General features: G+C 69.8%; 16 protein-coding genes. All 16 read right to left on the reverse strand.

What is annotated here, in order from left to right:
• Positions 1-26: 26 nt before the first annotated feature.
• The 16 genes from fliN to fliE all read right to left on the reverse strand — a co-directional run bounded on the left by fliN (position 27) and on the right by fliE (position 16,979).
• Positions 27-770 (reverse strand): flagellar motor switch protein FliN, encoded by a 744-nt coding sequence (gene fliN, locus ACIA8L_RS27020; RefSeq protein WP_395909167.1) that lies wholly within the window; start codon positions 768-770, stop codon positions 27-29.
• Positions 767-1,741: a flagellar motor switch protein FliM gene (locus ACIA8L_RS27025; RefSeq protein WP_395909169.1), complete on the reverse strand. Its 975-nt coding sequence runs from the start codon at positions 1,739-1,741 to the stop codon at positions 767-769. Before ACIA8L_RS27025 ends, fliN begins: the two co-directional genes overlap by 4 nt.
• Positions 1,742-1,889: 148 nt before the next feature.
• Entirely contained in the window at positions 1,890-2,345 is a 456-nt protein-coding gene (gene fliL, locus ACIA8L_RS27030; protein ID WP_395909171.1) for a flagellar basal body-associated protein FliL, read from the reverse strand.
• 44 nt (positions 2,346-2,389) lie between these two features.
• On the reverse strand, positions 2,390-3,298 hold the full coding sequence (locus ACIA8L_RS27035) for a flagellar motor protein MotB (RefSeq protein WP_395909172.1): 909 nt from the start codon (positions 3,296-3,298) through the stop codon (positions 2,390-2,392).
• A 241-nt stretch (positions 3,299-3,539) separates the two neighbouring features.
• On the reverse strand, positions 3,540-4,313 hold the full coding sequence (locus tag ACIA8L_RS27040) for a flagellar motor protein (protein WP_395909173.1): 774 nt from the start codon (positions 4,311-4,313) through the stop codon (positions 3,540-3,542).
• Positions 4,314-4,317: 4 nt separating this feature from the next.
• On the reverse strand, positions 4,318-4,602 hold the full coding sequence (locus ACIA8L_RS27045; RefSeq protein WP_395909174.1) for a flagellar FlbD family protein: 285 nt from the start codon (positions 4,600-4,602) through the stop codon (positions 4,318-4,320).
• 22 nt (positions 4,603-4,624) lie between these two features.
• A complete protein-coding gene (locus tag ACIA8L_RS27050) occupies positions 4,625-5,848 on the reverse strand; it encodes a flagellar hook protein FlgE (RefSeq protein WP_395909175.1) in 1,224 nt (407 codons plus the stop codon).
• Positions 5,849-5,864: 16 nt separating this feature from the next.
• Complete coding sequence (locus ACIA8L_RS27055) at positions 5,865-6,521, reverse strand: flagellar hook capping FlgD N-terminal domain-containing protein (RefSeq protein WP_395909177.1); 657 nt, start codon at positions 6,519-6,521, stop codon at positions 5,865-5,867.
• Positions 6,522-6,615: 94 nt separating this feature from the next.
• Positions 6,616-8,820 (reverse strand): flagellar hook-length control protein FliK, encoded by a 2,205-nt coding sequence (locus ACIA8L_RS27060; RefSeq protein WP_395909178.1) that lies wholly within the window; start codon positions 8,818-8,820, stop codon positions 6,616-6,618.
• 1,415 nt (positions 8,821-10,235) lie between these two features.
• Entirely contained in the window at positions 10,236-11,342 is a 1,107-nt protein-coding gene (locus ACIA8L_RS27065; protein WP_395909180.1) for a transglycosylase SLT domain-containing protein, read from the reverse strand.
• Positions 11,339-11,710, reverse strand: a complete 372-nt coding sequence (locus tag ACIA8L_RS27070; protein WP_395909182.1) for a flagellar FliJ family protein — start codon at positions 11,708-11,710, stop codon at positions 11,339-11,341. Before ACIA8L_RS27070 ends, ACIA8L_RS27065 begins: the two co-directional genes overlap by 4 nt.
• 59 nt (positions 11,711-11,769) lie before the next feature.
• Complete coding sequence (locus tag ACIA8L_RS27075) at positions 11,770-13,089, reverse strand: FliI/YscN family ATPase (protein ID WP_395909184.1); 1,320 nt, start codon at positions 13,087-13,089, stop codon at positions 11,770-11,772.
• On the reverse strand, positions 13,086-13,937 hold the full coding sequence (locus ACIA8L_RS27080; protein ID WP_395909186.1) for a FliH/SctL family protein: 852 nt from the start codon (positions 13,935-13,937) through the stop codon (positions 13,086-13,088). The genes ACIA8L_RS27075 and ACIA8L_RS27080 overlap by 4 nt, the downstream gene beginning before the upstream one ends.
• Complete coding sequence (gene fliG, locus ACIA8L_RS27085; RefSeq protein ID WP_395909187.1) at positions 13,921-14,931, reverse strand: flagellar motor switch protein FliG; 1,011 nt, start codon at positions 14,929-14,931, stop codon at positions 13,921-13,923. Before fliG ends, ACIA8L_RS27080 begins: the two co-directional genes overlap by 17 nt.
• A 96-nt stretch (positions 14,932-15,027) precedes the next feature.
• Positions 15,028-16,650, reverse strand: a complete 1,623-nt coding sequence (gene fliF / locus ACIA8L_RS27090) for a flagellar basal-body MS-ring/collar protein FliF (protein ID WP_395909189.1) — start codon at positions 16,648-16,650, stop codon at positions 15,028-15,030.
• A complete protein-coding gene (gene fliE, locus ACIA8L_RS27095; RefSeq protein WP_395909191.1) occupies positions 16,650-16,979 on the reverse strand; it encodes a flagellar hook-basal body complex protein FliE in 330 nt (109 codons plus the stop codon). The genes fliF and fliE overlap by 1 nt, the downstream gene beginning before the upstream one ends.
• Positions 16,980-16,981: the final 2 nt, after the last annotated feature.

Consider the following 16,981-nt stretch of genomic DNA (forward strand, 5'->3'; position numbering starts at 1 on the left):
GAGTTCCATGATGGTCGGTGCTTCCGTCAGGCCCGGTCGCTCGGGCCGACGATCTCCGTGATCCGGATGCCGAAGTTCTCGTCGATCACGACCACCTCGCCGCGGGCGATGAGCCGGCCGTTGACCAGCAGGTCGGCCGGCCCGCCGGCGGCCCGGTCGAGCTCGATCACCGCGCCCGGGGCCAGCGACAGCAGCTCCCGCACACTCATCCGGGTGCGCCCGAGCTCGGCCGTGACCTCCATCTCGACGTCGTGCAGCAGGTCGAACGCGGGCGGGCCGCCGCGGGCCCGCTCCGAGCGGTCCGGCTCCCCGCCGCCGTCGGCGCCCGGCACCTCCACCGCCACCGCGAGCCCGACGACGGCCTGGACCCCGAGCTCACCGGCCTCCAGCGGGATCAGGACGCCGCCGGCGGCGACGAGCTCGGCCAGGGCCCGCGCCGGGTCCAGCAGCTCGCCCGGGTCGACGACGACCGGGCCGACGACGGACGCGGCCGCCTCCAGCGCCGGGCGCACCGCCTGGCTCAGGTCCAGGCTGCCCATGGGGGAGTTGGCGAGGGCCTCGACGAGATCCTGGGTGACGACGATCGCGACCTCACCCTGTGCCGCCCCGGCGAACCGGGCCCGCACGGACTGGCCGGTGATGGCCAGATCGTCCGCGTTCTGCGTGGGTGCACCGACGGAGAGCGGCGAGCTGGCGGGCAGCAGTGCTACGGCGGCCTGCGCGGCCGCCTCCGCCCGGGCCAGCGCGGTCTCGTTGGTACCGATCGTCATCGGCTGGTCTCCTCAGCGCGGCTCTTCATGCCGAGTTGCCCGGCGGTGGCGGGTTGCGTCGCCGGACGTTGTCCCGGCTGAGGGCTCGGCACCACCAGGCAGGCCATGCGGTTGCCCTGCGCGCCGGGCACGGCGTAGGCGAACGTGATGTCCGCGGTCACGACGGCCAGCGGCGTGGCCGTCGAGTGGGCCAGCGGGACGACGTCGCCCGGCTGTAGCCCGATGAGGTCGGCGGGGTGCATCCGCACCGGCTGGAACCGCACGGAGACCTCGATCGGGGCGCCTTCCAAACCCGCGACGACATTACGGTACGCGGCTTCCCGGGCCGCCCGCTGCGCGTCGGTCAACACGCCCTCGCCCCGCTCGCCCTGCAGCTTCGGGAAGATCGAGCCGAACGGCAGGCAGATCGAGGCCACGCACTCCTCGCTGCCGACCCGCATCTCGAACGACGACACGATGACGGCGTCCGAGGCGGCCCCCGCCTGTGCGAACTGCGGGTTGTACTCGATCGTCGTCATCTGCGGGCGCAGCGCCACGATGCCCTCGAAGGCATACCGCAGCTCGCCGAGCGTGCGCTCGATGAGGCCGTGCAGCAAGGGCATCTCGATGTCGCTCAGCGGCCGCTGCGGCTGCGGGCCGCCGGGGCCGCCCAGCATGTGGTCGATGCAGGCCATGGCCGTGCTCAGGGAGAACTCCAGGATCGCGGTGCCGGGCAGGGGCTCGATGGTGAACATCGCCACCACCGTCGGGCTGGACAGGCCGGAGATGTACTCGTCATAGGTGAGCTGTTCGATGGAGATCAGGCTGATCGACGACACGGCGCGCAGGCTCGTCGTCAGCAGCGTGGCGTACTGGCGGCCGAAGGTCTCATAGGCGATCTGCAGGGTTCGGATGTGCTCCCGGGAGAGCTTGGTCGGGCGACGGAAGTCATACGGCTCCGGGCCGGAGCTTTTGCCCCCACGCCGGGACATCCTGCCCGGCGTGCGGCCACCCCCGGTCGCGGACGTTGACTGCGTCACTCTCTTACCATCGGCCTTTTCGGGAGCAAGTTGACGTAAAACGGCCGAAACGGACCTGAAGGTTTCCTGCGAAACCCCCAGGTCCGATCGGTGCTTCCAGCTACTGAATCACAAACGTGGTGAAGTAGACGTCCATTACCTCTTTCTTCTTGTCCTCCGTGTACGCCTTCACGACCTTGGCCACGAGGTCCTTCTTCGCGGCCTCCCGGCCCTCGGCGGTCAGCAGCTTGTCCTGGCTCTGGTTGCTGAACAGCTCGATCGCGATGTCCAGGGCCTTGGAGCCGTCCGGGGCCTCGGCGGCGTCGGTGGTGGCCTGCAGCGTCATCTTGAGCTTGAGGTAGTGCCCGTCGGCCAGGTTGATGGTGATGGCGTCCAGGACGGACACGACGCCGGGCGTGGGCTCCGGCTCGGCCTCGACCTTCTTGGGGGAGAACATCTTATAGCCGGCGAACCCGCCGCCGAGCAGGGCGACCAGCGCGATCGCCACGATGATGATCAGCTTCTTCTTCCCACCCTTGGCGGGGGTCTCTTCGGTGGTCTTCTCATCCGCGGCCATGTCAGGTCCTCCTCGTCAACGTTCGGTGGTCAGGGCTTGGCAGATCAGCTGGTGGTGGTCGCGGCCGACGGCAGGAGCGCCTTCGTGTCGGCCGGCAGGTTCGACAGGACGATGACCTCGACGCGGCGGTTCAGGTCCGCGGCGCGGGCGTCGGTGGTCGGGTAGAGGGGTTTGGTGTCGGCGAAGCCGACGGCTTGCAGGCGGTTGTCGGGGATGGCGGCGTCGGTGTGCAGCATGCGTACGACGGCGGAGGCGCGGGCGGAGGACAGTTCCCAGCCGGAGGGGTAGTTGCCGGTGCCGCCGGAGAGCTGGTTGGTGTGTCCGTCGACCTCGAGTTTGTTGGGCAGTTTCGCGATGGCCGGGCCGACGCTGTCGATGATTGTCTGGCCGGCGGGGAGGAGGTTGGCTTCGTTGCCGTTGAACACGATGCCGGTGGTGACGATGGTGACGACCAGGCCGCGTTCGTCGATGGAGTATTTGACCTGGTCCTGTAGGCCTTGTTTGGTCAGTTCGGCGGTGATCTCGGCTTTGATCTTCTCGTAGTCCTTGACCTCCTGGGCGGCGGCGGCTTGGCGCTGGGAGGCGGTGGCGCGTTCTTTGCTCTGGACGGCTTCCTGTACGGCGGTGGCGTCGGAGGTGGTGCCGCCGATGCCGGAGGAGAGGTCCATGGGGCTGTTGGAGTCGGAGGACTCCATGAGGCTGGCCTCGCCGCCGTCGAAGGCCACGGAGGGGTTGCCGAAGCCGACGGCGAGGCCGTTCTTGAGTTCGGCGAACTTTTTCTGGTCGACCTGGGAGATCGCGAACAGCACGATGAACAGGACCATGAGCAGGGTCATCATGTCGGCGTAGGAGACCAGCCAGCGCTCGTGGTTCTCGTGCTCCTCCTCGTCGTGGCCGCCCTTCTTGTGCTTCGTGTGCGCGCCGGCCTTCGCCGCGTGTCCACCACCAGACATCGTGGCGGCCCCCCTCCAAGTCGTTGTAACGCTGTCGGGGTTCTCATCGGCCTAACCGGGGGACACAAGAGTTCCGGGGCGGTGCCCTACGGGTGCACGGCGGTTACTGAGCTCCTCTCGGTACGCGAAATGTCGGGCGCTGGTCGGTACGCGAAATGTCGGGCGCTGGCGCGCCCGACATTTCGGACTTATCATGATTTAGCGGGGCAGTTGGCTCGCGAAGGGTGCTTGGCCTGCGGTTTCAGGCCGCCTTCTTCTCCTCCTTGACCGTGCCCGGAGGCAGGAGGCTGCGGAGCTTCTGGGCGACGAGACGCGGATTGGCGCCGGCCTGGATGTTGATGATGCCGGCGATGACGAGCTCCATCTGCGCGCACTCGATCTCGGAGAGGCGCTTGAGCTTGGCGCCCATCGGCAGCCACATGACGTTGGCCGAGAGCACACCCCACAGCGTGGCCACGAACGCGCCGGCGATGAGGTGGCCGAGCTTCTCCGGCTGGCTCAGGTTCTCCAGCACGTGGATCAGGCCGATGACAGTACCGATGATGCCGACGGTGGGTGCGTAACCACCCATGGCCGTGAAGATCGCCGCGGCCTGCTTGTCGGCCTTTTTCTTCGCGTCGACCTCGGCCTCGAGGATCGCCGCGAGCTCCTCCGAGTCGGTGCCGTCGATCGCGAGCTGCAGGCCCTTCTTGAGGAAGGGGTCCTGCACCTCCTTCATCGCGTCCTCCAGGGCGAGCAGGCCCTCGCGGCGGGCCTTCTCGGCGAGCTTGACGATGTCATCGACGAGCGTGTCGTAGGTCGCCGACTTGGACAGCAGTACCCGCTTGAAGGAGTCGATCAGCGCGATCGTGTCCTTGAGCATGCCGCCGGCCATGGCCGCGCCGAGCGTGCCGACGAACACCAGGATCAGCGGCGGGACCAGGAAGATCGAGCCGGGGCTGCCACCCTCCAGGATCATCGCGGCGAAGATCGCGATGAAGGCGAGGACGATGCCAGCGATAGTTGCCGGATCCATGGATTCAGCGCTCCCGACGCTTCAGACGGACGACGTTGGTCTCCGTGACCTGCTCGGCCGCGGCCTCGGCGCGCTCGTCCGGAGTCTGCCCAGCCAGCTGCTGCGCCTCGACGATGACGGACGCGCGGTAGTGGCGCACGAGCGTCACCACCTCCGGCAGCGACTCCGCGACCAGGTACTTCGTGCCGTCGACCAGCGTGATCACGGTGTCGGGGGTGCAGTCGGCCCGCTCGACCAGGTCGGGGTTGAGCGCGAACACCGGGCCGTTGAGCCGGGTCAGCAGAATCACGGCGACCTCCCGCTTCTACGCGTTACCGCTTGAGGTTGACCAGTTCCTGCAGCACGTCGTCGGAGGTGCTGATGACCTTGGAATTGGCCTGGAAGCCGCGCTGGGCGACGATCAGGTTGGTGAACTCCTGGGCCAGGTCCACATTGGACATCTCGACCGCACCGCTCTGCAGCGTGCCGAGGCCACCGGTGCCGGGCGGGCCGACCTGCGCCAGGCCGGAGTTGACGGTGAAGCGATACAGCGAGTCGCCGGCCTTCTCCAGGCCGGGCGGGTTGTTGAAGTTCGCCAGCGCCAGCTGGGCGATGGTCTGCTTGTTGCCGTTGGAGAACACGCCGACCAGCTGACCGTCGGGGTTGATGCTGAAGGACTGCAGCGTCGCCGCCGGCGCACCGTTCTGACTCAGCGGTTGTACTGTCGCATTGCCCGTGTAGCTCGTGAGCCCGGCCAGGTCGATGCCGATACCCGTGCCCGTGCTCAGCGGGTCATACAGGACACCGACCTTCGTGGCGCCGTTCTTGTCGGTGAACGTCGGCCCGGTGACCTGGCCGTTGGCCCCGAACGTCAGCGCCGTCGGCCCGACACTGTTCGTGCCGTCGGAGAACGTCACCGACCACGTGCCGCCCGTGTACTGGTACGACTGCGACAGGTTCACGGCCGCGCCGGTGACGTCGTAGGTCTTGATGACCCGCGTGATCGTCGACGGGTCGGGCGCGTTGGCCGGCAGGTTGCCGGAGATGACCACGGTGTCGGTGGCCGTCGGCGCGATGAGCGTGCCCATCGGCAGCCGGATGTCACCGAGCGGGGCGTTGGAGTTGACGACACCGTTGACCGCGGGCCAGCCCTGCACGGCGGCACCGGTCGGGGTCACCAGCTTGCCCTCGGCATCGAAGTTGAACGCACCGGCCCGGGAGTACAGCTGCTCGTTCGTCGAGTTCACGATGAAGAAGCCGTCACCGGAGATCATCACGTCGGTCGGCCGGCCCGTCGTCTGCGCCGAGCCCTGCGTGAACACCGTGTTGATCGCGGCCAGCCGCACACCGAGGCCGACCTGGGCCGGGTTCGTGCCGCCGATCTCCGGCTGGGGCGCGCCCGCAGAGCGCATCATCTGGCTGAGCGTGTCGGCGAAGACCGTTTGCGCGGCCTTGTACCCCACCGTGTTGACGTTGGCGATGTTGTTGCTGGTGACGTCGAGCATCTGCTGGTGCGCGCGGAGGCCGCTGATGCCGGAGAAGAGTGAGCGGAGCATGTGGGGTGGTTTCCTTTCAGGACGCCGCTTCGGCGGGCCGGCTCGGCTGGCCCGGTTGCTGCTGTTGCTGCTGACCGGCCGGTGGCTGACCGTTCTGGGCCGGCACTGTCGCTTGGCCGCCGTTTTGGGCAGGCGCCGTTGCTTGGCCGCCTGTTTGGGCGGGTGCCGTTGCTTGGTTGCCGGCTTGGGCGCTGCCTTGGTTGCCGGCTTGGTTGCCGGCTTGGGCGCTGGCTTGTGCCGGCGTTGTGGCCTGAGGGCCTTGCGGGGCCTGGTTGCCGATCTCGGTCACCGCGGCGAGGGCCACGTCGGTGTCGCCCACGCGGAGGGTCGGCGGGGCGCCCGTGAAGAACTTGGCCGACGACACGATGCCGCTGTGGACCTGGTTCTCCTTGTCGGTGTACGTGACCGTCTTGCCGATCAGCGCACTGGCTCCGAGCTGCAGCTGCGCACTGAGCAGGCTCTGCTGGGTCTCCGCGAGATCGTTGAGCTTCTCGACGGTGGTGAACTGCGCCGTCTGCGCCAGGAACTCCCGGTTGTCCATGGGATTGCTCGGATCCTGGTACTTCAGCTGCGTGACGAGCAGCTTGAGGAACGCATCCTTCCCCAGCTCGCCACCGGGCTTCGCGAGCCCGTCCGAGTCACTCTTCTTGGTCGGTGCGTTCGTCTTCGGCACGTAGTCGGCGACGTTTCCACTGACCGGCGTCGGGGCGGTGATGGCACACTCCCTTGTTCGGCTTCATCTACTGCTCGTCTTGCCGGCCCTTTGGCTAGAGCCGGACGTCGAGCAGCCCATCTCCGGCGGGCTGGTCCGAACGGGACGCGTCAACCGCCACGCCCGATTCGACGCGTTCGGACGCTCGTCGTTGAGATCGTCCCGGAGCCTCCCAACCTGAGTAATGTTGCGATTCGTTGCCCGCGAAGGCAGCATCCTGGTGCAACTCGAGTGCACATTGCGCAAACCCGGCCGCACTGAGCTCCTGCCGAAGCTCCGGCAGCGCGGCCTGCAGCGCCGCCAGCCCGGCCTCGTGATCGGCCCGCAACCGCACTTCGATGGCCCCATCCCGCACCTCGGCCACGATGCTGACGGGCCCAAGCTCGTCCGGCTGCAAGTGAACAGCTAGCCGGTGTACTCCATCCGCCCCTTTCCGCAACGGCGAGAGCACACTCAACACCTGCGGCGCGACGCTGGCCCAAGCACTTTGCCCTCCACCGGAAAGCCCGGTACCGTCCATCGCCGCACCACCGCTACCACCGACCCCCGCGATCCCGGCGCCGGCACCGCTCGGCGCACCGACACCCCCGCCGCCGGCGACACCCCCGCTGCCGTTACCGCTTCCACCGGTACGAGCCCCGGCCGTCCCAAGCCCACCCGCCCGATCGCCGCTGACCGCCCCGGCCAGCCCCACACCGGCGAGCGCCCCGAGTCCAGCACTCCCGAGCACCCCGAACCCGTTGACGCTGAAGTCACCGCCGCCCCCGAACCCACCAGTGGCCCCGAACCCACCGGCTCCCGAGTTCCCGCCGCCCTCAGCCCCGCGACTGCCGGACTGATCACCACCGGAACCACCGCTGTCGAGCCCACTCCCACCACTTCCACCACCGGAACCGCCGCTGATTCCGTCCGTACCGTTCGCCGCGCCCCCAACCCCGACAACGTTGCCGTCAACTTCTCCGGCGATGAGATCGTCGGCGGCGAGCCGACCGGCGGCACCGATTCCGTTCACACTCGAGCCGTCGCCGGCCAGCCCCTCGCGAGACCCGCCGTCCGCGGCGCCAACCCCATGCCCGGCTCCGTCCACACCACCACTGCGGTCCACACCACCACTGCGGTCCACGCTGCCGGAGGATTCGCTGCTATGTGCGACATTGCCGGCGGCCAAGTCCTCCACAACCGTGCCGGTCGTCGCACCGTTGCCGGACATGCCTTGGCCACTGCTGAACGTGATGTCCGGGTGCGCCGCGTTGGAAAGCCCATGCGCGGCAGTGTCCGAAGCGGAAGTGTTCGTGCGCATTTCGGGAGCGGTTCGCACATCGCGTACGTCAGCTGTTGCACGCTGCGAACCACTCGCCGTTGCATCCGAGTGCGCACCGTGCGGGGATGGGTCGACTGCTTGCTCGGCGGCCGGGTGTGCGCCTGACGGGGTGCGGTTGGTGCCGGTGGGCGTACTTGTCGCTTCGGTGATGCGGTTGGCGCCACTGCCACTGCCACTGCCGCCAGCGGCCAGGATGCCTTCGTTGGTCACCGCCGCGCCGGATGCGGTTGTGTCGTCCGTCGCGGTCGTTCCTGCGCCGGTCATGTCCGCCGCCGTCATGCCCGTCGTGCCCGTAGCTGTCGTGCCTGCCGCTGTCGTGTCCGTAGCTGTCGTGCCTGCCGCTGTCGTGCCCGTTGCGGTCGTGCCGGCCGCGGTTGTGTCCGTTGCGGTCGTGCCTGCCGGTGTCGTGTCCGTCGCTGTCGTGCCGGCTGCGGTCGTGTCCGTTGCGGTCGTGCCTGCCGGTGTCGTGTCCGTCGCGGTCGTGTTCATTTGTGTCGCGTCGGCCTGGGTCGTGCCAGCAGCAGTCGTGCCAGCAGCAGTCGTGCCAGCAGCAGTCGTGCCAGCAGCCGTCGCGCCCGTTGCGGTCGTGCCCGAAGCCGTTGCCGTCGTGTCCGTTGCTGTCGTGCCCGTTGCCTTTGTGGCCGCCGCGGTTGTGTTTGCCGCCGTTATGTGTGTCGCGGTTGTCCCGGTCGCCATTCCGGTCGTCATGCCGGTCGCGGCTTGGCGGAGCGCGGTTGGGGCGAGCGAGGAGAGGCGGGCTTTGGTCATGCCTGTCTCGGTCGGGGCGGTTGCTGCCGCGTGGAGGGCCTCGGTCAGGGCTTTCTCGGCGGCGGCCAGGGCTCGTTCCATCGGTGTGCGCGGGCCGAGGTTCTGTGCGAAGGCCGCGTTGGCCGTCGTCGCGGCCGAGTTGGGCGTGGTCGCGAGGGTTGGTGAAGCCATGGTTGCCGGGTTCTGGGAGGCGGGACTTCCGAGAGCGGCGTTTGCAGTGCTGCCCGTCGCGAAGGTTGACGTCTGCGCCGCCGGGCTGGGGTTGGGTGCCTCTGCAGGAGTTTGCGCATGCATGCTCGGGGTGCGCATGGTGGCGTCCGCGAGCTGCGCGATTGTGTGCGTGCCTCGGGTGAGGGTTGCGTTGGCGGGCGTTCCGGGTGCTCGGTCCGGCGCCGGCTTGGTCGCGTTCTGGAGGGGTGGTTCCGGTGCTTGTCCGGCTACGGAGGTTTTCGCATCCGGGCCGCCGGAATCGGCTGTGGGCGTGGTCGGAAGTGCGGCCCGCACTTCGGTGACCGTGGCGGTTTCCGGTGCGTTTGACGGTGCGTTTTGCACGGCGGTTGCGGGTGCGGCGTCCGTCGGTGCTCGCATTGCAGCTCGGGGTGCGGTGGTGGGGGAGTGGGTTGAAATGCTGTCGGGGGTGGGTGTGCTTGCGGCATCGCCCGTTGCGGTGGCGGCCGCCGGGATCGGGGTGGGTGGCTTGGCGGTCGGGGTGAGCTGGAACTTCTCGGGAGACCGGGGGAGGGAGGCCAGTGCTTGGGTGGCCGCGTCCCGGGCTGCCCTGGCTCGGGACTTGGCATCTTCGGCGGCGTCCACGGCTTGCCGGTCGCGCGCGGCTGCGTCGCGGATTGCCGAATCGCGAGCTGTGGCGGCCCGGGCTGCATCGCGGATTGCAGCTTCTCGAGTTGCGGCATCACGGGCTGCAGATTCTCGAGTTGCGGTGTCACGGGCTGCGGCGTCACGAGTCGCGGCATCGCGGGTGGTCGCGTCTCTGGCTGCGTCGCGGTTGGCAGCGTCTCGGGCTGCGGCGTCTCTCGCTGCGTCGCGAGTTGCGGCGTCTCGGGCTGCGGCGTCGCGGGTGGTCGCGTCTCTGGCTGCGTCGCGGTTGGCAGCGTCTCGGGCTGCGGTGTCTTTCGCTGCGTCGCGAGTTGCGGCGTCTCGGGCTGCGGCGCTTTCGGCGGCATCATGGGCGGCAGTCTCGCGGGCCGCTGCGTCTCGGGCGAAAGTCTCGCGGGCGGCTGTCTCGCGGGCCGCTGCGTCTCGGGCGAGAGTCTCGCGGGCCGCTGTCTCGCGGGCGGCTGTCTCGCGGGCGGTGGAGAGGCGGTCGTTGCGTCGTTGGTCGTCGCGGGACTCGGTTGCCCGGGCCGCTGCCTCGCGTTGTTGGGCGGCCTCGCGTTGTTCGGTTGCGGCTGTGCGGTTGTTCGTTGTGGTGTCCGTGAGCCTTGGGCGGATTGTCGGGCGTGGCTGGTGTTGTGCGGGGTCCTGCATCGCCGCGGCCAGAGTTTCTGCGAAGTCCGGGCCCGAAGTCGACGGCTGGGGCGGGGCGGGGGTGGGTGCTGTGGTGGTTGCTGTCGTCGGTGTTGTTTTGATCATGACAGCAGGCCTCCGTCCGAAGTGGACTCCGCGGTCAGCAGCGCGGCGATCGACGGGGAAAGTGCTGGTGAGGTGGCGACGGGAGATGTTGAGGCCAGGGACAGGGCGGCCAGTGTCGACGGGGTCAGGGTGGTGGACTCCGTCAGTGGTGTCACCGCTCTGGTCAGTTGGGCCAGGGCGGCCTTCACCTTCGGGACGTAGGCCTGAGTCTCCGGGAACGGTGGGATGCCGCCGTATCGGCTCACGGCCCCGCCGCCCGCGTTGTACGCGGCCAACGCCAGGTCCAGGTTGCCGAACTGCTTCAAGTGCGAGGAGAGCAGGCGGGCCGCGCCGTCCACGGCCTGGGTCGGGTTCAAGGCGTCCACGCCCAAGCCGCGCGCGGTGGCCGGCATGATCTGCATCAGGCCCTGCGCGCCGGCCTTGCTCACGGCGGCCGGGTTGTAGCCGGACTCCACCTTCGCGACCGCGGCCAGCAGGGCCGGTGAGATGCCGTACCGCGAGCCGGCGGACTGGAAGAGGGCTGCGTACGGTACCGACTCCGGCAGTTGGTTGGTTGTGAGCGCGGCCGGGCGGACGGCCGGGGTCGTGACCGTCGGGATGATGCGGCGGATGGCGGTCGGCCGGCCGGAGACGCGCTCCGTCTTGACGACCTCGCCAGTGTGTGGAGCGACGATCATGTTGCCGTCGCCCGCGTAGATGGCGATGTGGTTCACCGGGCGGCCGAAGGCCAGCAGGTCGCCCGGGCGGGCCTGGGCCAGCGAGGACACGGCGGTGCCGAAGCTGGCCTGGTCGCGGGCGGTGCGGGGGAGTTTGATGCCCACGTCGGCGTAGGCGCGCTGCACCAGGCCCGAGCAGTCCAGGCCGCTCTCGGGGACATTGCTGCCGAATTTGTACGGTGTCCCCGCGTACTTCTGCGCGGCCGCCACCACCGCGGCGCCGGTCGAAACAGTCTTGCGGCCCGTCACGAAACCGGACGTCGCGGCCGAGTCTACTGTGGACTGCAACGTGTCGGCGAACGCGGCCTTGTCCGAGGCGGTGGGGTGGTGCCGGCCCAGCATCGAGCGGATCTCGGCGATGCGGGACTGTGCCTCCAGTACGGTCACGAAAGGTCCTCTCGGAACGAGGCCGACGTCGTCAGGTCGTCGACCGCCTTCTCCTCGGCGGCGGCCTCGGTGCGCTTGCGGGTGGCGTCGTGGCGCTCCTGGAGCTTTTCGATCGTGCGGCGCTGCACGGCCGCGTCGGTCAGTTCGTGCATGCGCTGTTCGACGGTCTCGTCGGCCAGCCGGGCCAGGCCCATCGCGGCGGCCAGCTCGCCGGCCAGAGCCTGGCGGGCGGTCAGCGTGGCCGCATACGCCGCGGCGGTCGCGGAGGTGGGCACCGGGCGGCCGTCGAGGTCGCGCTCACGGGCCCGGATCCTCTGGACGGCGGCGGAAGCGTCTTCTCGTGCCCGTACCACCGCTGCTTTTGCCATGTCTTCCTGCGCCTTGCGGGCTCGCAGCACCGCGCCCAGGCGAAAACCGCCCTTTGCCATCAGGCACCCCCGGCCAGCAGCGTTTCCAGCATCTGCCACGCCCGCGGCGCGGGTGTGGTTTCGTCCATGTCCTGCCGCAGGAAGTCGTTGATCTGCGGCCACAGCTCGCGCGCCCGGTCGGCGTCGGGGTTCGTTCCTGCTTGATAGGCGCCGATTTCGAGCAGCTCCCGCACATCCCGGTGCGCGGCGAGCATGCGGCGCAGCGCGATCGCGTTCGCTTTCTGCTCGCGGGTGGTGACGGCGCCGAACACTCGGGAGATCGATTCGAGCACGTCGATGCTCGGGAAGTGTCCGGATGTGGCCAGGCGGCGGTCGAGGGTGATGTGCCCGTCCAGGATGGAGCGCGCGGAGTCGGCGATCGGCTCGTTGTGGTCGTCGCCCTCGACGAGGACGGTGTAGAGGCCGGTGATGCTGCCGACGGGCGCCGGCCCGGCCCGTTCCAGCAGCCGCGGCAGAAGGGCGAAGACGCTTGGGGGGTACCCGCGGGTCGCCGGAGGTTCGCCGGCCGAGAGCCCGACCTCACGCTGCGCCATCGCGGTGCGGGTCAGGCTGTCCATGAGCAGCAGGACGTCCTGGCCGCCGTCGCGGAAGTACTCGGCGATGCGGGTCGCGACGAATCCGGCCCGCAGGCGCACCAGCGGGGGCTGGTCCGAGGTGGCGATGACCACGACCGAGCGGGCCAGGCCCTCGGGGCCGAGATCGTTCTCGATGAACTCGCGGACCTCGCGCCCGCGCTCACCGACGAGCCCGATGACCGAGATCTCGGCGTCGGTACCGCGGGTGATCATCGACATCAGCGAGCTCTTCCCGACCCCGGAGCCGGCGAAGATGCCCATCCGCTGCCCGCGCCCGCACGGCACCAGCGTGTCGAGGGCGCGGACCCCGAGCGACAGCGGCTGCTGCACGCGGCCGCGTTCGAGCGCGATCGGGGCCTCGTTCTCGACCGAGAACTGCTCGAGTCCGGTCAGCGCCGGGCCGTTGTCCATGGGGCGCCCGAGCCCGTCCAGGATCCGCCCGCGCAGCTGCGGCCCGATGGGGATCCGCAGCGGGGCGCCGGTGCTGGAGACCGGGCTGCCGGTACCGATGCCGGTCAACGGGCCGAGGGGCAGGCAGGCGAGCCGGTCGCCCTGCAGCGACACGACCTCGGCCGGGACGATGGCCCCGGACGCCGGGTCGCCGATCTCCACCAGGTCGCCGACCGCGCCCTCGACGCCGGCCACGGTCACCGACAGCCCGACGATCGACACCACGCGCCCGGTCACGCGCGGGTGCGCGGCGTGGGCGGCGGCCCGCAGGCGCTGCTGAAGCCCTGATGTCACTGCTGCAAAACCTCCCGGACCCGGTCGAGCGCGGGGCCCAGCCGGGCGTCGACGGTCGTCGCGTCGCACAGCGCCACCGCGTCGCCGGGCCCCAGGCCCGGATCGTCCACGAGCGTCACCGTGCGTCCGCCGATGACCAGTTCCGTCTGGCCAATCGTCAGCCGGTCGGCCGGGTTGAGCCGTACGGTCACCGGACTTGCCGAGGGCGCCAGCGCGAGGGCGCGGGCCAGGGCGTCCCGGCCCGGCTCGGCCGCGGTGCGCAGCTCGCGGGTCAGCACCGCCTCGGCGATCGCGAACGCGGTGGCGAGGATCTGCTCCTCGATGTCGTGCGCGGCGGCGACCGCGCGGCCCTCCAGCGACATGGCGGCGGCGCCGATCGCGTGCAGCGCCCGCTCGACCACCTGCCGGTGCGCCTCGGCGAGTTCGGCGGCCTCCCGCGCGGCCCGGGCGGCGTCTGCGGCGGCGGCCTCGCGGGCCTCCCGCACGCCCTGGGCCCAGCCGGCCGCGTAGCCGGTCGCCTCCGCCTCGCCCTTCCACCGTTCGAGCAGCTCCGGCGGGATCGGCTCGCGCTCGCGCAGGTCGACGTCGAAGCGCGCGGACCGGGCCGCGCCCGCGCGGGCGTCGCGCAGGACGCTCTCGCCGAAGCGGACCGTCGGTGGCTGCTCCGGCGGCGGGAACGCGCGGGTCGCCGGGGTCGTCGGCGGGGGCGGGGGCGGCGGGAAGGCCGGCCGGGGCGGGGCCGGGCGCTTCTTCGGCGGCGGTGGGAAGGCTAGGGGGTAGTCCTCCGGCTCCGCGTCCGGCGTTGCGGCCGGGAACGACGCCGGGGCGAACTCATCCGACCATTTCATCGTCGTCACCCCTGCTGATCACGATCTGGCCGGACTCCTCCAGCGTGCGGATGGCCTGGACGATCTTGGCCTGGGACTCCTCGACCTGGCGCAGCCGCACCGGCCCGAGCATCTCGATCTCGTCGCCCAGGTTCTCGGCCGCGCGCTCGGAGAGGTTCTTCATGACCTTCTGGCGCACCTCCTCGCGCACGCCCTTGAGCGCGGTCGCGAGGTCGTTGGTCTCCACCTGCCGCAGCACCAGCTGGATGGAGCGGTCGTCGAGGGACACGATGTCCTCGAACATGAACATCTTGGAGCGGATCTCCTCGGCCAGCTCCGGGTTGCGCCCGGCCAGGCCCTCCAGGATCAGCCGCTCCGTGGCCCGGTCGGTCCGGTTGATGATCTCGACCAGGGGCTCCAGGCCGCCCACGTTGGACAGGTCGTTGGGCTGCAGGACCGAGGACATCTTGCGTTCCAGGGTCGCCTCGACCTGGCGGATGATGTCCGGCGACGTGCGGTCCATGACGGCGATCCGGTGGGCGACGTCGGCCTGCAGCTCGGGGGCGAGGCCGGAGAGGATCTGCGAGGCCTGCGTGGCCGTCATGTGGGCCAGCACCAGGGCGATCGTCTGCGGGTGCTCGTCCTGCAGGAACGACAGCAGCTGGCGCGGGTCGGCCTGGCCGAGGAAGCCGAACGGCACGTCCATGAAGACGGTGTTGAGCCGACCGACGATCTCGCCGGCCCGCTCCCGCCCGAGCGAGGCCTCGAGCAGGTCGCGGGCGAAGTCCATGCCGCCCTGGCCGACGTACTTGTGCCCGGTCGCCATGTCGTGGAACTCCTCGAGCACCACGTTGGCGACATCCGCCTCGACCTGGCCGAGACGCACGATCTCGGCCGTGAGCTCCTCGACCTCCGACTCGCGGAGATGCGCCATGATCTTGGCGGCCTCTTCCTTGCCCATCTGCACGAGCAGGACGGCGGCTTTGCGCAACCCCGTCATCTCACCCGTGGCCATGCACTACCTCTCCCGAAAACGCCGAGACCCTCAAAAATCGTGATATGTCCGAAATGTCGAGCGGAGCGTGGCGCGGAGCGCCCGACATTTCGCGCCCTAACTGCGCCGGTCGGCCAGCCAGCCGCGCAGCAACTGGGCCACCTCGTCCGGCTGCTTCTCCACCATCGTCGAGAGGTCGCGGAAGCGGCCGTCGCGGTCGAACTCCTCGCCCGGCGCGCCCCCGCCCTCCAGGGCGGCCGCTCCGCCCGGCCCGCCGCCGCCCTCGAGCGCCAGCTTGGCCCGGGCCGCCTCGATCGCGGCCTGCATGTCCTCGAGCGCGGCGTTCTGCTCCTCGGTGAGTTTCTGCTTCTCCGCCTTCTTGCGCTTGCGGTTGGCCAGCGCCGCGATGATGAGCAGGATCAGCAGCGCGAGCACGATCGCGCCCATCTGGATGTACTGCTGCTGCACCTCGGCCTGCTCGCCCTTGGCCGCGGCCGCCTGCGCGTTCTTCTCGGCGGTGGCCGCGGACGTGTCGAACGCCATCGACGAGACCGCGATCTGGTCGCCGCGGGTCGGGTCCAGGCCGACCGCGGAGGAGACCAGCTGCTGCAGCTGGGCCAGGTCGACCTTGGCGACCGAGCTGTCGACGATCACCGCGATGCCGAGCTTGTCCACCCGCCCGGGCGCGCTCTTGGTCGTCTCGGTGACCATGCCGACGGCGTTGTTGCGGGTCTCGGTGGTCTGCTGGTACTGCCCGTCGCCCCCGGCCCCGGTCCCGTTGGGCACCTGGATGTTGTCCGGGCCGAGCACCCCGCCGACGGGGACGCCGTTGCCGCCGGTGTACTGCTCCGACTTCTTCTGCTCGGACAGCGGCGGGATGGCCGGGTCGGCGACGTACTTCTGCGTCTTCGTCTCGGTGTTGTCGTAGTTCATCGCCGCGGTCACGTTCACGGCCGCGTGCCCGGGCCCGACGACCGTGTCCAGCATCGTCTGCACCGCCGAGCGCAGCCGCTGTTCGTAGGCGGAGGTGGCCGCGCTGCCGCTGTCGCCGCCGGAACCGCTGCCGCCGCCCGAGTCCGATGTGGACAGCACCTTGCCGCCGGCCGAGACGACTGTCACGGCGCCGGGTTCGAGCCCTTCGACGCTGGAGGAGACCAGGTGCACGATCGACGTGACCTGGTCGCCGGAGAGCGCCTGGGTGCCGGTGTTCACCAGCACCGACGCGGTCGGCGCCTGCTGGTCGTCGCTGAAGACGTCTTTTTCCGGGATCGCCAGGTGTACCGTCGCCGAGTTCACGTTCTTGATCGAGCCGATGGTCTTGGCGAGCTCACCCTCGAGCGCCCGCCGATACGTCACCTGCTGCATGAACTCGCTGGTCATGATGCCCTGCTTGTCCAGCAGGGCGTAGCCGGCATCACCCTGTGCGGGCAGGCCGGCCCCGCTCATCGAGATGCGCAGTGCGTACACCTGGTCGGCGGGCACGTTGACGGTGCCGCCGCCGTCCGAGAGCGTGTAGGTGACCCCGTCCGCGTTGAGCTTGTCCACGATGGCGCTCGCGTCCGCGGCGGCCAGGTTGGAGAACAGCGGGGCCATCGTCGGCTGGCCGGACCAGCTCGCGAAGAAGTAGCCGCCGATCGCCAGGGCCAGGATGGCGAAGATCGTGACGGCCTTCTGCCCGGGGGAGAACGACTTCCAGCCGTCGATGCCCCGCCGGCCGAGCGCAGTGAGCCGGTCACGCATCAGGCCTGCATCCTCATGATCTCGTTGAAGGCGTCGAGGGCCTTGTTACGCACGGCCACGGTCAGCTGCGTGGCCAGGCTGGCCTCGGTCGCGGCGATGATGTAGTCGTGCACGTCGGTGAGCCGGCCGGTGGCCGCCTCGACGGCGAGGTTGTCGGCGGTGTTCTGCGTGTCCTGGAGCTTCTGCAGGCCCTGCGCGACCATGTTGCCGAAGTTGAGCCCGGCGGCCGGGTCGGCCGACGAGCCGGAGGAGCCCGAGGTGCCGGTCGCGTTCATCATCGAGGAGACCGGCGAGATGGCGCCGAGCGGGGAGATGGCGTCGATACTCACGA

It is taken from the genome of Dactylosporangium sp. NPDC051541, assembly GCF_044454505.1.
Classification (GTDB): domain Bacteria; phylum Actinomycetota; class Actinomycetes; order Mycobacteriales; family Micromonosporaceae; genus Dactylosporangium.